Consider the following 15886-nt stretch of genomic DNA (forward strand, 5'->3'; position numbering starts at 1 on the left):
GGCTCAGCCGCGGTCGATGACCGTGTAGCCGTGCTCGCGGAGGCGGTCGATGACCGCCTCGGCGTGCGGCTCGCCCCGCGTCTCCAGCTGGAGGTGCACGTCGACCTCGTCGAGCAGCAGGCTCGGCGAGATCCGCTCGTGAGCGACCTCGATGACGTTGGCCCCCGCCTCACCGATCTGGGTGAGCAGCTGGGCGAGACCGCCCGGAATGTCGGCGAGCGTGACTTGCAGGTTGAGGTAGCGCCGCCCGGCAGCCATGCCGTGCCGGATCACCTTGCCGAGCAGGAGCGGGTCGATGTTGCCGCCCGACAACACGACGACCACGGGCCCGGTGAAGCGGCCCGGCTCCTCGCACAGGGCGGCCGCCGCGGCCGCGCCGGCGGGCTCGACGACCAGCTTCTCGCGCTCGACGAGGGCGAGGAGGGCCCGTGACAGGGCTTCCTCGGAGACGGTGATCAGCTCGTCGACGTACTCCTGGACCAGGCGGAAGGTGAGGTCGCCCGGCAGGCCGACCGCGATGCCGTCGGCCATCGTGGCCATCTGCGGGAGCCGGATCGGACGGCCCTCGGCGAGGGAGGGCGGGAACGCTGCGGCGCCAGCCGCCTGCACCCCCACGACCCGTACGTCGGGGCGCGCGGCCTTGACCGCGATCGCGACGCCGCACAGCAGCCCGCCACCACCGGTCGGCACGATGACCGTCGCTGCCTCGGGGATCTGCTCGAGGATCTCCAGGCCGAGGGTGCCCTGGCCCGCGACGATGTCGGTGTGGTCGAAGGGGTGGATCAGCACCGCCCCGGTCTCCGCCTCGAACTCCCGCGCGGCGGCGAGCGCGTCCTCGAGGACACCCTTCACGAAGCGCACCTCGGCGCCGTAACCCTCCGTCGCGCGGACCTTCGGGATCGGGGCGCCATCGGGCATGAAGACGGTCGCCGGGATGCCGTGCTGCTGGGCGGCGAGCGCCACTCCCTGCGCGTGGTTGCCGGCCGACGCGGCGACGACGCCTCGGGCCCGCTCGTCGTCGGACAGCCGAGCGATGCGGACCGCGGCGCCGCGGACCTTGAAGGAGCCGGTGCGCTGAAGGTTCTCGCACTTGAGGTAGACGGGCACCCCTGCCACCCCGGAGAGCCATCGCGACTCGAGCATGGGCGTCGGCACGGCCACCGCGTCGACCAGCGGCCGCGCGTCCTCGATGTCAGCCAGCGTGACGGTCGGCGCCTTCGCGTCCGTCGGCTCAGTCATGCGTCGCTCCCTCTGGATGGATGATGTCGTCATCGAGCGCCTCCTCGGCCTCGGCGAGCGACATCTGCGACAGCTCGGCGAGGTGGAGGACGACGGCGTTGGCCGCGGCGGCGAGAGGTACGGCGACCAGCGCGCCCACCACGCCTGCGACGAGCACGCCGCCTGCGATCGCCAGGATCACGCCCAGCGGGTGGAGCTGGACCCAGCGGCCGAGGAGGAACGGCTGGAGCACGTGGCCCTCGAGCTGCTGCACGCCGATCAGGACCCCCGCCATGATCAGTGCGGTCACCGGTCCCTGGTCGACGAGCGCGACCAGCACGGCCACCGAGCCGGCGATGGTGGCACCGATCACCGGGACGAACGCGCCCAAGAAGACCAGCACGCCGATGGCCAGCACGAACGGGACCTTGAGGATGGCGGCGCCGATCATGATGCCGATCGCATCGACGGCCGCGACGATCACCGTGGCCCGCACGAACTGCACCAGCGACAGCCACGCGACCTTGCCGGAGCTGTCGACCCGCTCGCGCGCGCCGCGGGGGGCGAGCCGGACGATCCAGGCCCAGATGCGGTCGCCGTCGGCGAGGAAGAAGTAGGTCGCGAAGAGGGTGATGAAGAAGCCGGCGACGACGTGGCCGAGCGCGGAGCCGACCTCGGTCACCCGCCCCAGGACCTCCCCGTCCTTCGAGCGCTCGGTGATCATGTCCTGCGCGCTCTTGATCCAGTCGTTGATCTGGGAGTCGCTCGCGTTGACCGGGCCGTCGCGCAGCCACGTCCGGATCTCCTCGAGCCCCTTCACCGTCTGGTCAGCGAGGTCCTCGGCCCCCGTGGCGACCTGCTGACCGGCGAACGTCAGCAGGGCGGCGACGGCGGTGATGCCACCGAGGACCACGAGCCCGGCCGCCAGGCCCTTCGGGATCTTCAGCCGGATCAGCAGGTGCACCATCGGCCAGGAGAGCGCGCTGAACAGCAGCGCCACCGCGATAGGGATCGTGACGACGGCGAAGTAGCCGGCGAGCCACATGACCAGGTAACCGGCCGCGGCGATGATGAGCAGTCGCCAGGCCCAGGCTGCGGCCAGGTCGAGCCCCCAGGGGACCTCGGCGCGGCCGGTGCGCGACGGGCCGGTCAGCAGCGGCGCCGGACCACCGCGGCGCTCCTCACGCGCGAGCGCCCACTGGTGGGCGAACCGCTGGAGCACGGTCGCGACGGCGTCCTCGTCAGGATCCTCGCCCTCGTCGACTCGGCGGCGGCGGGTGAACCTCGGGCGGTGCCGGTGGTCCTCCTCGTGGCCCTCCTCGTGGTCCCCGGCGAGCTCCTCCCCGAGCTCCTTCGGTGCCTCGTCGTCCCTCACGTCGTCGGTCACGTCGTCACCGTAGCGAGCGCGGTGGCAAGTCGATAGGCGACGTTGGGGTGGGCGCCGGAGAGCAGGCCGACTGCGGCCAGCAGATAGTCCTGGTCGACCACGATCCGCGCCCGCTCGGGCAGCTGCCACCCCTCCGGGTCGGCCGTCGTCACGAGGTCGCCGAGCACCCGTTGGGCGACCCCGGGCCGCCCGTGCCGGAGGACGCCGCCGCTGCCGACGACCAGCGCCACCTCGCGCAAGTCGACCCCTGTGCGCTCGACCACGCGCCCGTCAGGCGAGAGGACGACGCGCGAGCGACCGGCGTGCCGTCGGGAGGCGGACGCGGCGGCCGCGCGCGCGATCTCCTCGTCAGCGGCGAACTCCGCGTCGGTGCTCGGGACGTAGGACGGCGGCAGGCCGGCCGACTCGCGCATGCCGAGGTCGGCCTCGACGGTGCGCGTGGCCGAGGTCGGGGCGACGACCTCGTGCGCGAGCCCGTCGTCAGAGCGCTCGGCGTCGAGGGTGACCACCGAGTAGACGTCGGTGGTCGCGCCGCCGATGTCGACGACCACGACGTCGCCGATGCCCGGCCGCTCGTCATCGATGCCGTGAGCGAGCAGCTCGACACCGGCGAGCACGATGTCGGGGGTCGGCCCCTGGACGAGTCGCGCGAACTGCTCGGACCGCGCACTCAACCCCTTGCCCGCGATCACGTGCTGGAGAAACTGCGCCCGTACGGCGGCCCGCGCGCTCTCCGGCGCGAGCACGCCGATGCGCGGCACCGCGTTGTCGGCGAGCACGTGCGGCTGGCCAGCCAGGATCTCGGCGATCTCGGCGTGGGCATCGACGTTGCCGGCGACCACGACGGGGCCCGTGAAGTCGGACGCAGCGATGGCTCGGGCCGCCGCGACGACGGCCTCGCGGTTCCCACCGTCGGTGCCGCCCGCCAGAAGGATCAGATCCGGCGGCGACTCCGGTGGTTGAGGTGCGACGAGCGCAGCGAGGAGCCTCGAAACCCCCTCCGCAGACTCGCCCGCGGTGGGGATGACCCCGACTACCTTGCCGCCGCTCGACAGGGCCACCCGTCGGCCCGCCTCCGCGGTCACCAACGCCTCGTGCCCGACCACCGCGACGCGCAGCCCGCCCCCGGCGCTCGAGCAGGCGAGCACGTCCGCGTCCACCGCCCGGGCGTCGATCTCGGCGAGGTCGGCCCGGCAGCCGTCGACCGCGTCCATCACGTCACCGGTCGCCAGCGAAGGCCGCTGCGCCGTCGCCAGCACCTCGGCCGACCCGAGGTCGACCAGGAGGGCCTTGGTGAAGGTGGAGCCGACGTCGACGCAGATCACGGTGTCCGAGGGGCCGGAGCCACCTTCAGTCAAGTGCCTGCTCCAGGTCCGCGATCAGGTCGTCGACGCTCTCGATGCCCACGCTGAGCCGGACCAGGTCGGCCGGCACCTCGAGGTCGGTGCCCGCGACGCTGGCGTGGGTCATCCGGCCGGGGTGCTCGATCAACGACTCGACCCCGCCCAGCGACTCGCCGAGGGTGAAGACCTCGGCTCGCTCGCACACCTTCAGCGCCGCTGCCTCGCCGTCGGTGCAGCGGAAGGAGATCATGCCGCCGAAGCGCTTCATCTGGCGCTGCGCGACCTCGTGTCCCGGGTGGGTCTCCAGGCCCGGATAGATGACCGTGCCGACCTTCGGGTGGCTGGTCAGGAAGTCAGCGACGCGCTCGGCGTTGTCGCAGTGGCGGTCCATGCGCACCGCGAGCGTCTTGATGCCGCGGTGGGTCAGGAAGCAGTCGAACGGCCCCGGCACCGCACCCATCGCGTTCTGGTGGAAGCCGACCTTCTCGGCGACCTCCTGGTCCCGCACGACGAGGGCCCCGCCAACGACGTCGGAGTGCCCGCCGACGTACTTGGTCGTGCTGTGCACGACAACGTCGGCGCCAAGGGTGAGCGGCTGCTGGAGGTACGGCGACGCGAACGTGTTGTCGACGACGAGCAGCGCTCCGCCCTCGTGGGCGACGGCCGCGAGGGCCTCGATGTCACCGATGGAGAGCATCGGGTTGGTCGGGGTCTCGATCCAGACCAGCTTGGTGACGCCGGGACGGATCGCGGCGCGGACGGCGTCGAGGTCGTCGACCGGCGCGGGGCTGTGGGTCAGGCCCCACGGCACCGCGACCTTGTCGAAGAGGCGGAAGGTGCCGCCGTAGGCGTCGTCGGGGATGACCGCGTGGTCTCCGGGTCGGCACAGCGCCCGGAGAAGGGTGTCCTCAGCGGCGAGGCCGGAGGAGAACGCGAAGCCGCGCTCCCCCTCCTCCAGCGCCGCGATCGCGCCCTCGAGCGCGGTGCGGGTGGGGTTGGCGCTGCGGCTGTACTCATAGCCGCCGCGCAGGCCTCCCACCCCGTCCTGCTTGTAGGTGGAGGTCGCATAGATGGGCGGGATGACCGCCCCGGTCGTGGGGTCCGGCTCGTAGCCCGCATGGATGGCGCGGGTCTCGAAACCACTCTTCTGGCGATGCTCTTGGCTCACCCCGGCGAGCCTACTCAGCGAAATCCAATCGTTCGATCCGGACGCCCCGAACTACCATTGTTTCATGCGGAACACTGATCAGATGGACCTGGTCCTGGATACGATTCGAAGTGCATGGCAGCGGAATCCAGAACTGAGGCTTGGACAACTTCTCTACAACGCTGTCGCGAGATCCGACGGAGGTCGGAGGGTTCCGCCCTGCCCACCGCTGTTCTACATCGAGGACGACCGGCTGGTTGAGGTGCTCGTCGATTAGACCTCGTCACACGTCGACGGGCACTACGAGTCGCGCGGTCAGACCGTCGGAGAGGTTGCCGGACATGGTCGCCAGTTGGCGCTCGCCGTCGTCCTCGCCGAAGACCCCGTCGGTGCCGATCGAGATCCGGTTGAGGTTGGCCTCCGAGCCGACGTAGCGGTCGTCGTTGCGGTAGACGCGCATCGACTGCCGGCGCGGGAAGGCGAGCTGGGAGGTCACCACCGGGTCGCTGCCGCCGGTGGCGTCGGCGAGGCTGGAGTAGACCTCGAAGTGCACGTGCGGCCAGCGGCCCGGGTAGCAGCCGGGAAAGATCGTGCGGAAGCGCAACCGGCCGCGATCGTTGCTGACCTGCACCCCGCGCAGGAAGTTCGCCTCCGTCGCACCGTCGCTGTAGACCGAGTAGCGGCCGAGCTGGTCGCAGTGCCAGGCGTAGACCGCCAGCCCGGAGACCGGCGCGCAGGTCGCGGTGTCCTGGAGCGTCAGCACCAGCCGGAGCGGGACGCCTCGGGCGCGGCCGGTCGCGCCGGCGAAGCTGCCGCGGATGTCGCGCCGTACGACGCCTTCGTCGTCGAGCACGTTGGGCCCGTTGGTGCCGTCGGCCGGGAAGGGACCGCCGGTCTCCGCGGGGATCTCGGCCGCGCAGGCGCCGAGCGCGGCACGGGCCACAGCACTTGCCCCGCCACCTCCGAGGAGTACGGCGCCCCCGGCGACCGCCGCTCCCCCACCCACCAGGCCGAGCACGGCTCGGCGTCCTCGCTGTGCGCGGAGGGCATCGAGGTCAGCGGCGAAGCCGCGGTCGAACGGGTCGTCGTGCATGCGGTCCACCATGCCACCGATGACACCGAGGTCGGCTGTGATCGGTCTCGCGCGCTGCTGTGCGATCCCTGTGAGGGCCGTAGCGCGACGGCACCTCGTCACGTTGAATACAGATGTGATCACCTTGGCCCGCGCCGCTCTCGGACTCCTGCTCGCCCTCGTGCTGGCGGTCTCACCACTCCGACCGGCAGCGGCCGACGACCCGGTGCCCGATCCCGATCCGATCCGCGGTCTGGTCCTCCCGCCGCTGGACATCCTGATCGGGCTGCTACCGCCGCTGCCCATCCCGGGCGCCGACTACGCCGGCGACCTCTGCAAGTCGGGCAGCAGCACCTGCATCGACGAGGTGATGGCCCGGATGCGCACGCGGCTCGACGGCCTCGTGGCCACCTGCTCCCACAGCGCGATCTTCTCCCTCGCCTACCTCCGGGTCACCGAGAACGTCAGCAACGCGGTGCGGTCCGGCTACTTCGCCGACGCGAAGTGGCTCAACCGCGTCGACACCGTCTTCGCCGACCTCTACTTCAAGACCACCAGCGACTGGGAGGCCGGCCGCCGCCCCAAGATCCCGGCCGCGTGGAAGATCGCCCTCAAGGCCGAGGACGACCACGCCATGACAGGGCTCGGCAACTTCCTGCTGTCGATGAACGCCCACATCAACCGCGACTTCCCCTACGTGCTGGCAAAGGTGGGCCTGACCGCGCCCGACGGCACCAGCCACAAGGCCGACCACAACCGCTACAACCAACGACTCGACTCGCTCTACATGCCCGTCTTCGCCGAGGAGGCCGCGCGCTTCGACCCGTCCTTCGACGACATCGACGCGGGCACCGTCGAGGAGACCATCGCCGGTGTGATCATGCGCGGGTGGCGGGAGATGGTGTGGCGTCACGCGGAGCTGTTGTCCCTCGCGCGGACAGGCGCCCAGCGCAACCTCGTCGAGAAGCAGATCGAGACCTACGCCGCGCTGCAGGCGCTCGGGATCCGGCAGTTCTTCACCACGCCTCACCCCGAGAAGCGCGACGCCTGGTGCGCCGCGCACGGAGCGGTGTAACGCTTGCGCCCCTGGGCAGACTGGTAGGCATGTTCTCCCGCCGCAAGACCGAGATGGTCGACCCCGCCGAGGCGCTCGCCGGCCGCTCCACCCCCGCCTTCCCGCTTCCCGAGAAGCACGAGGTGCTCAACGCACCGCTGGTCACCGACGACGTCCCCGACGGCCTCGAGGTCGCCGTCTTCGGACTCGGCTGCTTCTGGGGTGCCGAGGAGATCTACTGGCAGATCCCGGGTGTGTGGTCGACGTCGGTGGGCTACGCGGGCGGCGTGACCCCCCACCCGACGTACGAAGAGGTCTGCAGCGGCCGCACCGGCCACACCGAGGCCGTCCGCATCGTCTTCGACCCCGACCGGGTCTCCTTCGCCGACCTGGTCAAGCAGTTCTTCGAGGTCCACGACCCGACCCAGGGCATGCGCCAGGGCAACGACGTCGGCACGCAGTACCGCTCCGCGATCTACTTCACCTCACCTGAGCAGGAGCAGACTGCGCGCGAGCTGACGAAGATCTACGGCGACGAGATCACCCGCCGTGGCTATGGCGAGATCACCACCGAGATCGAGCCGGCCGGGGACTACTGGTACGCCGAGCCGCACCACCAGCAGTACCTCCACAAGAACCCCTACGGCTACCGCTGCCACGCCAACACGGGTATCCCGTTCCCCACCAGCTGAGTACGGCGACTCAGGCGCCCGTCGCGCGCAGGTCTGACCCTGGGGTCATGACCAAGATGACCTACGCGTTCTACCTGCAGTCGGCGATCTCGTTCGGCGCGGCCATGCTGTTCATGATCGGCGGGATCTACTTCATCCCGGCCGATCCCTGGGTTCGAGCGTTCCTCGGGCTCGGCGCCCTGTTCCTCGTCAACTCCTCCTTCGCGCTCGCCAAGTGCGTGCGCGACCAGCAGGAGGAGCGGGCCGTGGTCGGCTCGGTCACGCCCTACCGATGAGCGGTCCTGCCGTGGCATCCGAGCCGATCCGCCCGTTCGTCCGAACGATCACGAGGTCAGGCACCAGTCTCGTCGTCGCCTCCGGTCTGATCTATGCCGTCACCACGGCATTGACCGGTGATGATTTCCCGCCCGACGCGGTCTACCTCCTGCTCCTGGCGCTTGTGGCTCTCGGGCTGCTCTGCCTGGTGGTCGCTGGATTCTGCGGACGTGCACCCTTCTGGCAGGACGAGGGCCGGGCCCGTGACGGGTGGGCGGCGTGGGCGCTCATGGCCGTCCCCGTCCTGTTCGCCTACGGGCTCGCGTCGCTGCCGCTCCTCGGATCCTCCGAGGACCTGTGGTGGACCCCGCTCGGCATCGCTGTTGTGTGCGGTGTGGCGAGCGTGCGCGCGTACTCCCTTCCGCTGGCTGCGGCCCTCGGCGCCGTCACAGCGTTCCTCCTCTGGGCCTCATCGGTGACCGCCAGCCTCATCTGGCTGCACGGATTCCTGACGGTCGGGCTGATCGGCCTGGTCGTCCTGCTGTTCCGCACCCGGACGACGTGGGGTTGGCTGGCGAACCTCGCCGGACTGCTGGTGGGCGTCCTGCTGTGGCTCTACCTGGGCCTCTTCGCGCTGATCATCGTCGACTGCGAGACGGGCGGCGCGTGCATCCTCGCCTGACCAGCGATGCCGTGTCGGAGGCGTCGCCTAGCGTCGTGGGCATGGCCATTGCACGCTTCCCGACCTTCGTCATCGACTGCCCCGACGCCGCGGCGCTCGCCGACTTCTACGCAGCGCTGCTCGGCTGGGAGGTGCAGTCAGCCGATGCCGACCAGGACTGGGTCGACATCAAGCCGGCTGACGGCTCGGGTTGCATCTCGTTCCAAACGGTCGACGGCTACCGAGCGCCGATCTGGCCCGGGCAGGACTCACCGCAGCAGATGCACCTCGACGTGGTGGTCGACGACCTCGACACCGGCGGGGCGGCGGTGGTCGAGCTCGGCGCCACCCTTTCCGAGACCCAGCCGGGCACGTCGTTCCGGGTGTTCCTCGACCCTGCCGGGCACCCGTTCTGTCTGTGCCTGAGCTGAGCGGGGGACAATAGAGCCATGGCCGATCTCCCACGGACCGCCGCCGCACGCACGGCGCGACTCGCTGCACTCCCGCTGGGCTACGCCGGGCGCACCGCGCTCGGCTTCGGCAAGCGTCTCGGCGGCAAGCCCGCCGAGACGGTGATGAGCGAGATCCAGCAGCGCACGGCCGAGCAGCTCTTCCGCACGTTGGGCGAGCTCAAGGGCGGAGCGATGAAGTTCGGCCAGGCCCTCTCGATCCTCGAGGCGGCGCTGCCCGAGGAGATGGCCGCGCCCTACCGCGAGAACCTCACGAAGCTGCAGGACTCGGCGCCGCCGATGCCGACCCAGACGGTGCGCGACGTCATTGCCGCCGACCTCGGCGCCGACTGGAAGACCAAGCTGGTGTGGCTCGACGGCGGGCCGACCGCGGCCGCGTCCATCGGCCAGGTCCACAAGGGCCGCTGGCACGACCCGGAGACGGGTCAGTCGCGGGAGGTCGCGGTGAAGGTGCAGTACCCCGACGCCGGCGCCGCCCTCGAGTCCGACCTGAAGACCCTGGCTCGCGCGGCCCGCACGCTGGCTCCCCTGATCCCCGGCGTCGACATCAAGCCGCTGATCGAGGAGATCCAGGCACGCGCGAAGGAGGAGCTCGACTATCCCCTCGAAGCGGACGCGCAGCGGACCTTCGCGGAGGCCTTCCGCGACGACCCCGACATCGTGGTGCCCGAGGTGGTCGCCGTCGGCCCCCGCGTGCTCGTCACCGAGTGGCTGGAGTCGGCGTCATCCCTGGCGACGATCATCACCGAGGGCACCGCGGAGGAGCGCGACCACTACGGCGAGCTCTACGTCCGGTTCCTCTTCTCCGGGCCGGCTCGCACCGGCCTGCTCCACGCTGACCCGCACCCGGGCAACTACCGGATCATCCCCAACGCCGACGGCTCACCAGGCCGGCTCGGCGTCCTCGACTACGGCGCGGTCGCGCGGCTGCCCGAGGGCGGACTCCCCGCACCGCTCGGCCGCTTCGTCCGGCTCTGCGCCGCTGGCGACGGCGACGGCCTGATTGCCGGCCTGCGCGAGGAGGGCTTCCTCAAGGACAAGATCCGGATGGACCCGCAGATCCTCATGGACTACCTCTCGCCCTTCGTCGAGCCGACGCAGACCGAGCGGTTCCGCTTCTCGCGGGCGTGGATGCGCGAGCAGTTCCAGCGCCTCAACAACCCCAAGGACCCGACCTACACGGTCTCGATCAAGCTCAACCTGCCGCCGTCGTACCTCCTCATCCACCGCACCTGGCTGGGCGGCGTCGGTGTCATGAGCCAACTTGAGGCGGAGGCGCCGTTCCGGGCGATCATGGAGGAGTTCCTCCCAGGGTTCGCGGGCGTCTGATCATCCGTTCGGCGGATTGACGCTCGCTGGCCCCCGGAGGACCGTGGCGGGAGGTCTGTAAAACCTCGCGCTCCCCGAGGAGGCACCATGTTGCGACGAATCCTCATCCCCGCGCTGGCCGTGGCCGCGCTGGTCTTCACGCCCGCGGCGGCGCCCTCCGGAGCCCGAGCCGTGCCCGTGCTCGACCCGGGAGGCGGCGGCGGTGGCACCGACCAGGGCGGACCGTCGATCGACAGCGGTGGCGCGTGCTCGTCGACGCACACCTTCAGCTCGGGCAGCACCTTGTTCGAGACCTGCTTCACGTCCGACGGCAACATGGTCGAGTTCAAGGTAGGCGTGGTCGGGGGCGGGCCGTTCGAGCTGATCCGCAGCGGCGCCTTCGTCGAGGGATATGCCCTCTGCAGCACGGCCGGCGGAGTGAGTGGCTTCGACGCCTCGGTCCTGGGCGAGACGGGGTTCAACGATCCGACCATCGCGCAACCCGGTGGCGCCAACACCTTCCCCCTCACCATCACGCGCACGACCACCGACGGGCGCTTCAGCCTGAAGCAGAAGTTCAGCGCGTCGGCATCGCGGATCGTCACGATCACCATGTCGGTGACAAACACGAGCGGCGGGGATCTCGCTGGCGTCAAGCTGTCCCGCCTCGGCGACATCGACCTCATCGGCGAGGTCTTCGACATCCACAACGACTTCGGGCTCAGCACCCGACGCTCGGCCATCGTCTTCGACAACCCGGGCAGCGCACTGACCTTGACCGGCACGTCCCGTGGCCGCCCGGTCGTGACGTCGGTCGGCTTCTTCCCGGACAACCACGACTCGTGCGCCCCCCTTGCCGGGGTGTCGGTCACCGGCCCGGAGGACATGATGGCGAAGGCGACCTACAACCTCGGCACCATCAACGCGGGCGACACCCGTGAGGTCGCCTTCACCTACAGCGGAGACTGACAGCGTCAGTCGCCGGTGAGACCGTCGATCGACTCGCGGATCAGGTCGGCGTGACCGTTGTGGCGTGCGTACTCCTCGATCATGTGGAGCAGGATCCAGCGCAGGCTGTAGGGGTTGCCGCTCCGGCGGCTCGGCCGAGCCGAGAGCGTGTCGAGGCCACTCGGGCTCGCTACCGCCTCGTCGATCACCCGGTCGGCGCGGGTGACGGCCTCGTCGAAGAGCGCGCGCAGCTGCTCGGGGGTGTCCTCGACGGCACTGTCCCAGTCCCAGTCCTGGTCCTTCTCCCAGTCGATGCCGTCGAAGGGCGGCATGTAGTCGCCGCCGCCGAGCACCACCTCGAACCAGCTCGACTCGACCAGCGCGAGGTGCTTCATCATCCCGCCGAGCGTCATCGTGCTCGGCTCGAGGCGTTGCGCCTGCTGGGCCTGGGTGAGTCCCTCGACCTTCCAGCGCAGGGTGTCGCGGTGGTAGTCGAGGAAGGCGCGGAGAGTGGTGACCTCGTCGCCGGCGAGCGGGGGGTGGTTACGACCGTCGGGATCCATGCCGCGACCGTAGCGGGCCGACCTCAGCCGAGCATCCCGGTTTCGGGGTCGCGGTCGGTCAGGCAGTAGGCGCGACCGTTGGGGTCGGCGAGGACCGTCCACACCGGACGAGTGTCGACCACCCGCGCCCCGAGGGCGACGTGCCGCTCGGTCTCGGCCGCGCGATCGGTCGTCGCCCAGTCCAGGTGGGCGCGCGTCGGTCCGGCCTCCTCGCCGAGCCGCTGGAGCAGGATCCGGAACGGCTGACCGTCGGGGCGGAGCAAGGACGAGAAGTCGGTCGAGACCGCCGAGGCCCGCGGCTCCCAGCCGGTGAGGTCACGCCAGAACTCACACTCCCGCTCGTACGACGACGACGGCACGTCGATGCACACCTGGTCGATCAACGACGACTGCCCACCCGGCCAGGCGGTCGGACCTGGGCGGGTGGCCGCCGCGTGGGGCACGAAGCAGAACGTGAGGCCGCCGGGCGAGCGGAGCACGACGTAGCCGAGGCCCTCCTCTGCCACGACGCTCGCGCCGAGTCCCGCCGCCGCATCGGCCGCCGCACGCGGGTCGGGCGTGTGCAGGTCGAGGTGGATCCGGTCGGTGCCCTCGTCGAGCCGCTGCACGCGCAAGAACGCGTCGCCGTTGGCGGGGAGAAGCGTCGCGAACTGGTCGGTGTCGCCGCGAGACGCACTGACGTCGTAGCCGGTCACGGCCGCCCAGAACCCGACGCCCTCCTCGAAGCCGTCGGACGCGAAGTCCAGGAACACGGTGATCCAGGACGGGCTCATCTGGCTCATGGGGCCCGCCGGTGGAGCACGGCGCTGCTCGGCTCGACCACCACGTCGTCGCCCCGGACCGTGGCAGTGCCGTCGACCAAGAGGCTGTGACCGCCCTGCTCGAGCGGCGGGAAGACGAGCGTCACGATCGGGTTGACCGCGAGGTTGGCCAGCGTGCCCGTCCCCGGCGAAGCGAGCTCGAGGACGCCGTCTGCGGCGACCGGATGCACGATGACCACCTTCACCCGCCCGTCCGAGGTCGTCAGCAGGTAGCCGCTGCCGCACCGGTCGAGGGCACTCGCCAGGTCACCGATCTCGACGGGGATGCTCACCCCGTCACGATAGGCGCTACCAGACCCCGATGACGTCGCCGCCGATCCGGACGATGAATGCCGAAACGACGACGATGAAGAACGCCCGGACGAACCTCGAGCCCTTCTCGACGGCGGTCCGGGCCCCGAGGTAGCCGCCCGCGAGGTTGCAGGCGCCCATCAGGAGACCCACCTTCCAGAGCACGGCGCCGGTCGGGATGAAGAGCAGCAGGGCGCCGAGGTTGGTGGCCCAGTTGGCCAGCCGGGCCTTGGCTGAGGCCTCGAGGAAGTCGTAGCCGAGCAGCCCGACCAGGGCGAAGACGAGGAAGCTGCCCGTGCCGGGGCCGAGCGCTCCGTCGTAGAAGCCGATCACTCCCCCGACCCCCATCGCTGCGACCAGGTGCTGGCGCCCGGCGAACCGCAGCAGGGTCTCCTCGCCGAGCTCGGGCTGCAGGACGACGTACGCCCCCAGGACCACGAGGACCACCAGCACGATCGGCTCGAACGCCTCGCGCGGGATGTGCGAGGCGACCAGCGCGCCCAGGAACGACCCGACGAGGGCACAGACCATGAGCGGGCCGAAGGTTCGGGGATCGGGCCGGACCCGGCGGTAGTAGGTCGTCGCGGCGGCCGAGGTGCCGCAGATCGACGCTGTCTTGTTGGTCGCGAGGATCTGGACCGGCGTCGCGCCCGGGAGTCCGATGAGCAGCGCGGGGAGCTGGATCAGCCCGCCCCCGCCGACCACGGCGTCGACGAAGCCCGCGGCCAGGGCGGCGAGTCCCAGCAGCAGGAGGACGGTCACGGACGGATCGGACATCGCGCCTATTGTCAGGGTCGTGCGGATCGTCTCGTTGCTCCCCTCCACCACGGAGATCCTCTTCGCGATCGGCGCCGGCGACGACGTCGTCGGGGTGACGTTCGAGTGCGACCACCCCGCCGAGGCGCGCGAACGCCGCATCGTCTCGACGTCGGCGATGCCGGAGGGCCTGACGCCGCCGGAGATCGACGCATACGTCGTGGAGGCGATGCACCGGGGCGACGACCTCTACCACCTCGACGCCGGCGCGCTCAGCGGACTGGACGCCGACCTGGTCGTCACCCAGGACCTCTGCGCCGTCTGCGCCGTCGACGTCTCCGTCGTGGACGACGCGCTCGCCCACCTGGGCTGCTCCGCCGAGGTGCTCACCTGCGACCCGCACACCCTGGACGAGGTGCTCGAGTCGATCGAGGTGCTCGGACGAGCGACCGGCCGCGAGGCCGAAGCCGTCGCGCTGGTCGGCGATCAGCGCGAGCGCCTCGCCGCCGTCGTCGCGCGGGTCGCGGACCGGCCGCGTCCTCGGGTCGTGCTGCTCGAGTGGACCGACCCGCCGTTCGCCCCCGGCCACTGGATCCCCGAGATGATCGAGCTCGCCGGCGGCGAGTGCGTCCTCGGCACCGCCGGCGAGAAGTCGGTCCGCGTCACCTGGGACGACGTCACCGCCGCTCGCCCCGACCTGGTCGTCGTCGCCCCCTGCGGCTACGACCGCGCCGCCTCGCAGGGGCTGGCGGACGAGCTCGTCGGACGCGGGTTGCTCCCTGCCGGCGTACGGGTGCACGCCGTGGACGCCAACGCCTCCTGGGCCCGCCCCGGCACCCGGCTCATCGACGGCATCGAGGAGCTCGCGGCCGTGCTCCACCCCTGACGATCGCGGTCGTCATTGCCACCGCGGTCTATCGGCCCCGCTGGCAATGACGACCCCATTGTCAGGCGGCTGCCGGGACCCCGAGAGCCTTGAGGTCGCGAGCAACGGCCCAGGGCTCATCTCGCAGCTCTCGCGCGGTGCACCGAACGATCATGCGATCTGGCGTCGTCAGCGCGCGCTGACGAGCCAGGTCGTCCTCCCAATGATCGACGTCCATATGGAACGCGCCGTCGACCTCGAGCACGACCGTGCGGCCGTCAGGCCGCTTCCAATCGTTGTCCGTATATCGCCACCGGCCAGACGCATCGCGTCTCTTGGTCTGCCGCACCGGCATCGCGAGGCCGAACGAGCGACACATGCGCCGCACATCGATCTCGGCCGTCGACTGCGCCCCGCCGGCGATCTCGCCGAGGGCACGCTTGAAGCGTTTCGACCACCGCAGCGGCTGCATGAGATCCACCCAGTCGAGGAGCGCCGCCGGGTTGGTCAGTTGCTGCTGGACCACTGCCGCAAGAACTCCTTCGGCGGTGCGCGTCGAGCGCTGGTAGGCAGCGAAACGCAGGACAGCCGGCTCCAACCGGGCCAACGGCAGCACCGACTGCCGATTTCGCATGAGGTGCAACGGGCGGCGGGTCTCGACGAACCTGATCCCAGGCAACGGCTCATCGCCGACGTCGAGCCCACGGCGGGTCCAGACGACGACATCGTCGCGATGCCAATTCCTCAGCCCGTGCACCTCAGCCGCGCTCAAGTCGCCGACCAACGACTCCCCTCCGGCGTGAAGGACCCCGAGCCACATCAGTTGTCGTCGCGTAAGCGCCCCCGTCGTCGTTGCGACGACCGTCGAACTCGGTTCGGCCCAGCGCTCCGTAGCGATCCGATGGTTGACCGTCCACCGCTCAATCCCGAGCTCCCGTAGCTGAGCACGCGTGACGAGGCCTGCCTGCTGGGCCGCAAGCCCCCGCCATCTCTCGTCACGCACCCTGACAGCGTGCCGAAATCGACGGGGCGACG

General features: G+C 70.6%; 18 protein-coding genes. 8 read left to right on the plus strand and 10 right to left on the minus strand.

The genetic code is table 11. From position 1 onward, the window contains the following. Window positions 1-3: 3 nt before the first annotated feature. The 5 genes from ilvA to F0U44_RS10915 form a co-directional block, all read right to left on the minus strand. On the minus strand, window positions 4-1239 hold the full coding sequence (ilvA, locus tag F0U44_RS10895) for a threonine ammonia-lyase (protein ID WP_223163646.1): 1236 nt from the start codon (window positions 1237-1239) through the stop codon (window positions 4-6). After that, entirely contained in the window at window positions 1232-2605 is a 1374-nt protein-coding gene (locus F0U44_RS10900; protein WP_246160419.1) for an AI-2E family transporter, read from the minus strand. Before F0U44_RS10900 ends, ilvA begins: the two co-directional genes overlap by 8 nt. Next, the gene (locus F0U44_RS10905; protein ID WP_223163647.1) at window positions 2602-3963 is read right to left on the minus strand and encodes a glutamate mutase L; all 1362 of its coding nucleotides are present in this window, start codon (window positions 3961-3963) and stop codon (window positions 2602-2604) included. The genes F0U44_RS10900 and F0U44_RS10905 overlap by 4 nt, the downstream gene beginning before the upstream one ends. After that, a complete protein-coding gene (locus F0U44_RS10910; protein WP_149728309.1) occupies window positions 3956-5116 on the minus strand; it encodes a cystathionine gamma-synthase in 1161 nt (386 codons plus the stop codon). The genes F0U44_RS10905 and F0U44_RS10910 overlap by 8 nt, the downstream gene beginning before the upstream one ends. A 262-nt stretch (window positions 5117-5378) precedes the next feature. After that, the gene (locus F0U44_RS10915; protein ID WP_223163648.1) at window positions 5379-6188 is read right to left on the minus strand and encodes a dioxygenase family protein; all 810 of its coding nucleotides are present in this window, start codon (window positions 6186-6188) and stop codon (window positions 5379-5381) included. Between the two features lie 115 nt (window positions 6189-6303). Here F0U44_RS10915 and F0U44_RS10920 point away from each other — a divergent pair, with 115 nt between their 5' ends. The 7 genes from F0U44_RS10920 (at window position 6304) to F0U44_RS10950 (ending at window position 11576) form a co-directional block, all read left to right on the plus strand. Continuing rightward, window positions 6304-7242: a DUF5995 family protein gene (locus F0U44_RS10920; protein ID WP_246160420.1), complete on the plus strand. Its 939-nt coding sequence runs from the start codon at window positions 6304-6306 to the stop codon at window positions 7240-7242. Window positions 7243-7271: 29 nt separating this feature from the next. Then, window positions 7272-7913 carry a peptide-methionine (S)-S-oxide reductase MsrA gene (gene msrA / locus F0U44_RS10925; protein WP_149728311.1) on the plus strand — a complete coding sequence of 214 codons (642 nt, stop codon included), beginning with the start codon at window positions 7272-7274 and terminating at the stop codon, window positions 7911-7913. Window positions 7914-7960: 47 nt separating this feature from the next. Beyond that, entirely contained in the window at window positions 7961-8188 is a 228-nt protein-coding gene (locus F0U44_RS10930; protein WP_149728312.1) for a YiaA/YiaB family inner membrane protein, read from the plus strand. A gap of 11 nt (window positions 8189-8199) precedes the next feature. After that, the gene (locus F0U44_RS10935; RefSeq protein ID WP_149728313.1) at window positions 8200-8850 is read left to right on the plus strand and encodes a hypothetical protein; all 651 of its coding nucleotides are present in this window, start codon (window positions 8200-8202) and stop codon (window positions 8848-8850) included. A 41-nt stretch (window positions 8851-8891) separates the two neighbouring features. Continuing rightward, window positions 8892-9260 (plus strand): VOC family protein, encoded by a 369-nt coding sequence (locus F0U44_RS10940; protein WP_149728314.1) that lies wholly within the window; start codon window positions 8892-8894, stop codon window positions 9258-9260. A gap of 18 nt (window positions 9261-9278) precedes the next feature. Further along, window positions 9279-10628, plus strand: coding sequence for an ABC1 kinase family protein (locus F0U44_RS10945; RefSeq protein WP_149728315.1), 1350 nt, complete (start codon window positions 9279-9281; stop codon window positions 10626-10628). Window positions 10629-10715: 87 nt separating this feature from the next. After that, window positions 10716-11576 carry a hypothetical protein gene (locus F0U44_RS10950; RefSeq protein WP_149728316.1) on the plus strand — a complete coding sequence of 287 codons (861 nt, stop codon included), beginning with the start codon at window positions 10716-10718 and terminating at the stop codon, window positions 11574-11576. Between the two features lie 5 nt (window positions 11577-11581). On the opposite strand, the gene F0U44_RS10955 is transcribed toward F0U44_RS10950, so the two are convergent. Genes F0U44_RS10955 through F0U44_RS10970 form a run of 4 tightly spaced genes read right to left on the minus strand, consistent with a single transcriptional unit; the run spans window position 11582 to window position 14007 of the window. Next, window positions 11582-12118 carry a DinB family protein gene (locus F0U44_RS10955; RefSeq protein WP_149728317.1) on the minus strand — a complete coding sequence of 179 codons (537 nt, stop codon included), beginning with the start codon at window positions 12116-12118 and terminating at the stop codon, window positions 11582-11584. Between the two features lie 23 nt (window positions 12119-12141). Next, window positions 12142-12900 carry a VOC family protein gene (locus F0U44_RS10960; protein ID WP_223163650.1) on the minus strand — a complete coding sequence of 253 codons (759 nt, stop codon included), beginning with the start codon at window positions 12898-12900 and terminating at the stop codon, window positions 12142-12144. Then, on the minus strand, window positions 12897-13211 hold the full coding sequence (locus F0U44_RS10965) for a pyridoxamine 5'-phosphate oxidase family protein (protein WP_149728318.1): 315 nt from the start codon (window positions 13209-13211) through the stop codon (window positions 12897-12899). The genes F0U44_RS10960 and F0U44_RS10965 overlap by 4 nt, the downstream gene beginning before the upstream one ends. Window positions 13212-13227: 16 nt before the next feature. After that, the gene (locus F0U44_RS10970) at window positions 13228-14007 is read right to left on the minus strand and encodes a sulfite exporter TauE/SafE family protein (protein ID WP_149728319.1); all 780 of its coding nucleotides are present in this window, start codon (window positions 14005-14007) and stop codon (window positions 13228-13230) included. 19 nt (window positions 14008-14026) lie between these two features. Here F0U44_RS10970 and F0U44_RS10975 point away from each other — a divergent pair, with 19 nt between their 5' ends. Then, entirely contained in the window at window positions 14027-14872 is an 846-nt protein-coding gene (locus tag F0U44_RS10975; protein WP_149728320.1) for a cobalamin-binding protein, read from the plus strand. Between the two features lie 61 nt (window positions 14873-14933). Here F0U44_RS10975 and F0U44_RS10980 read toward each other — a convergent pair whose 3' ends face one another. After that, a complete protein-coding gene (locus F0U44_RS10980; protein WP_149728321.1) occupies window positions 14934-15854 on the minus strand; it encodes a putative endonuclease domain-containing protein in 921 nt (306 codons plus the stop codon). Window positions 15855-15886 lie beyond the last annotated feature (32 nt).

It is taken from the genome of Nocardioides humilatus (genome assembly GCF_008373755.1).
Lineage (GTDB): Bacteria > Actinomycetota > Actinomycetes > Propionibacteriales > Nocardioidaceae > Nocardioides > Nocardioides humilatus.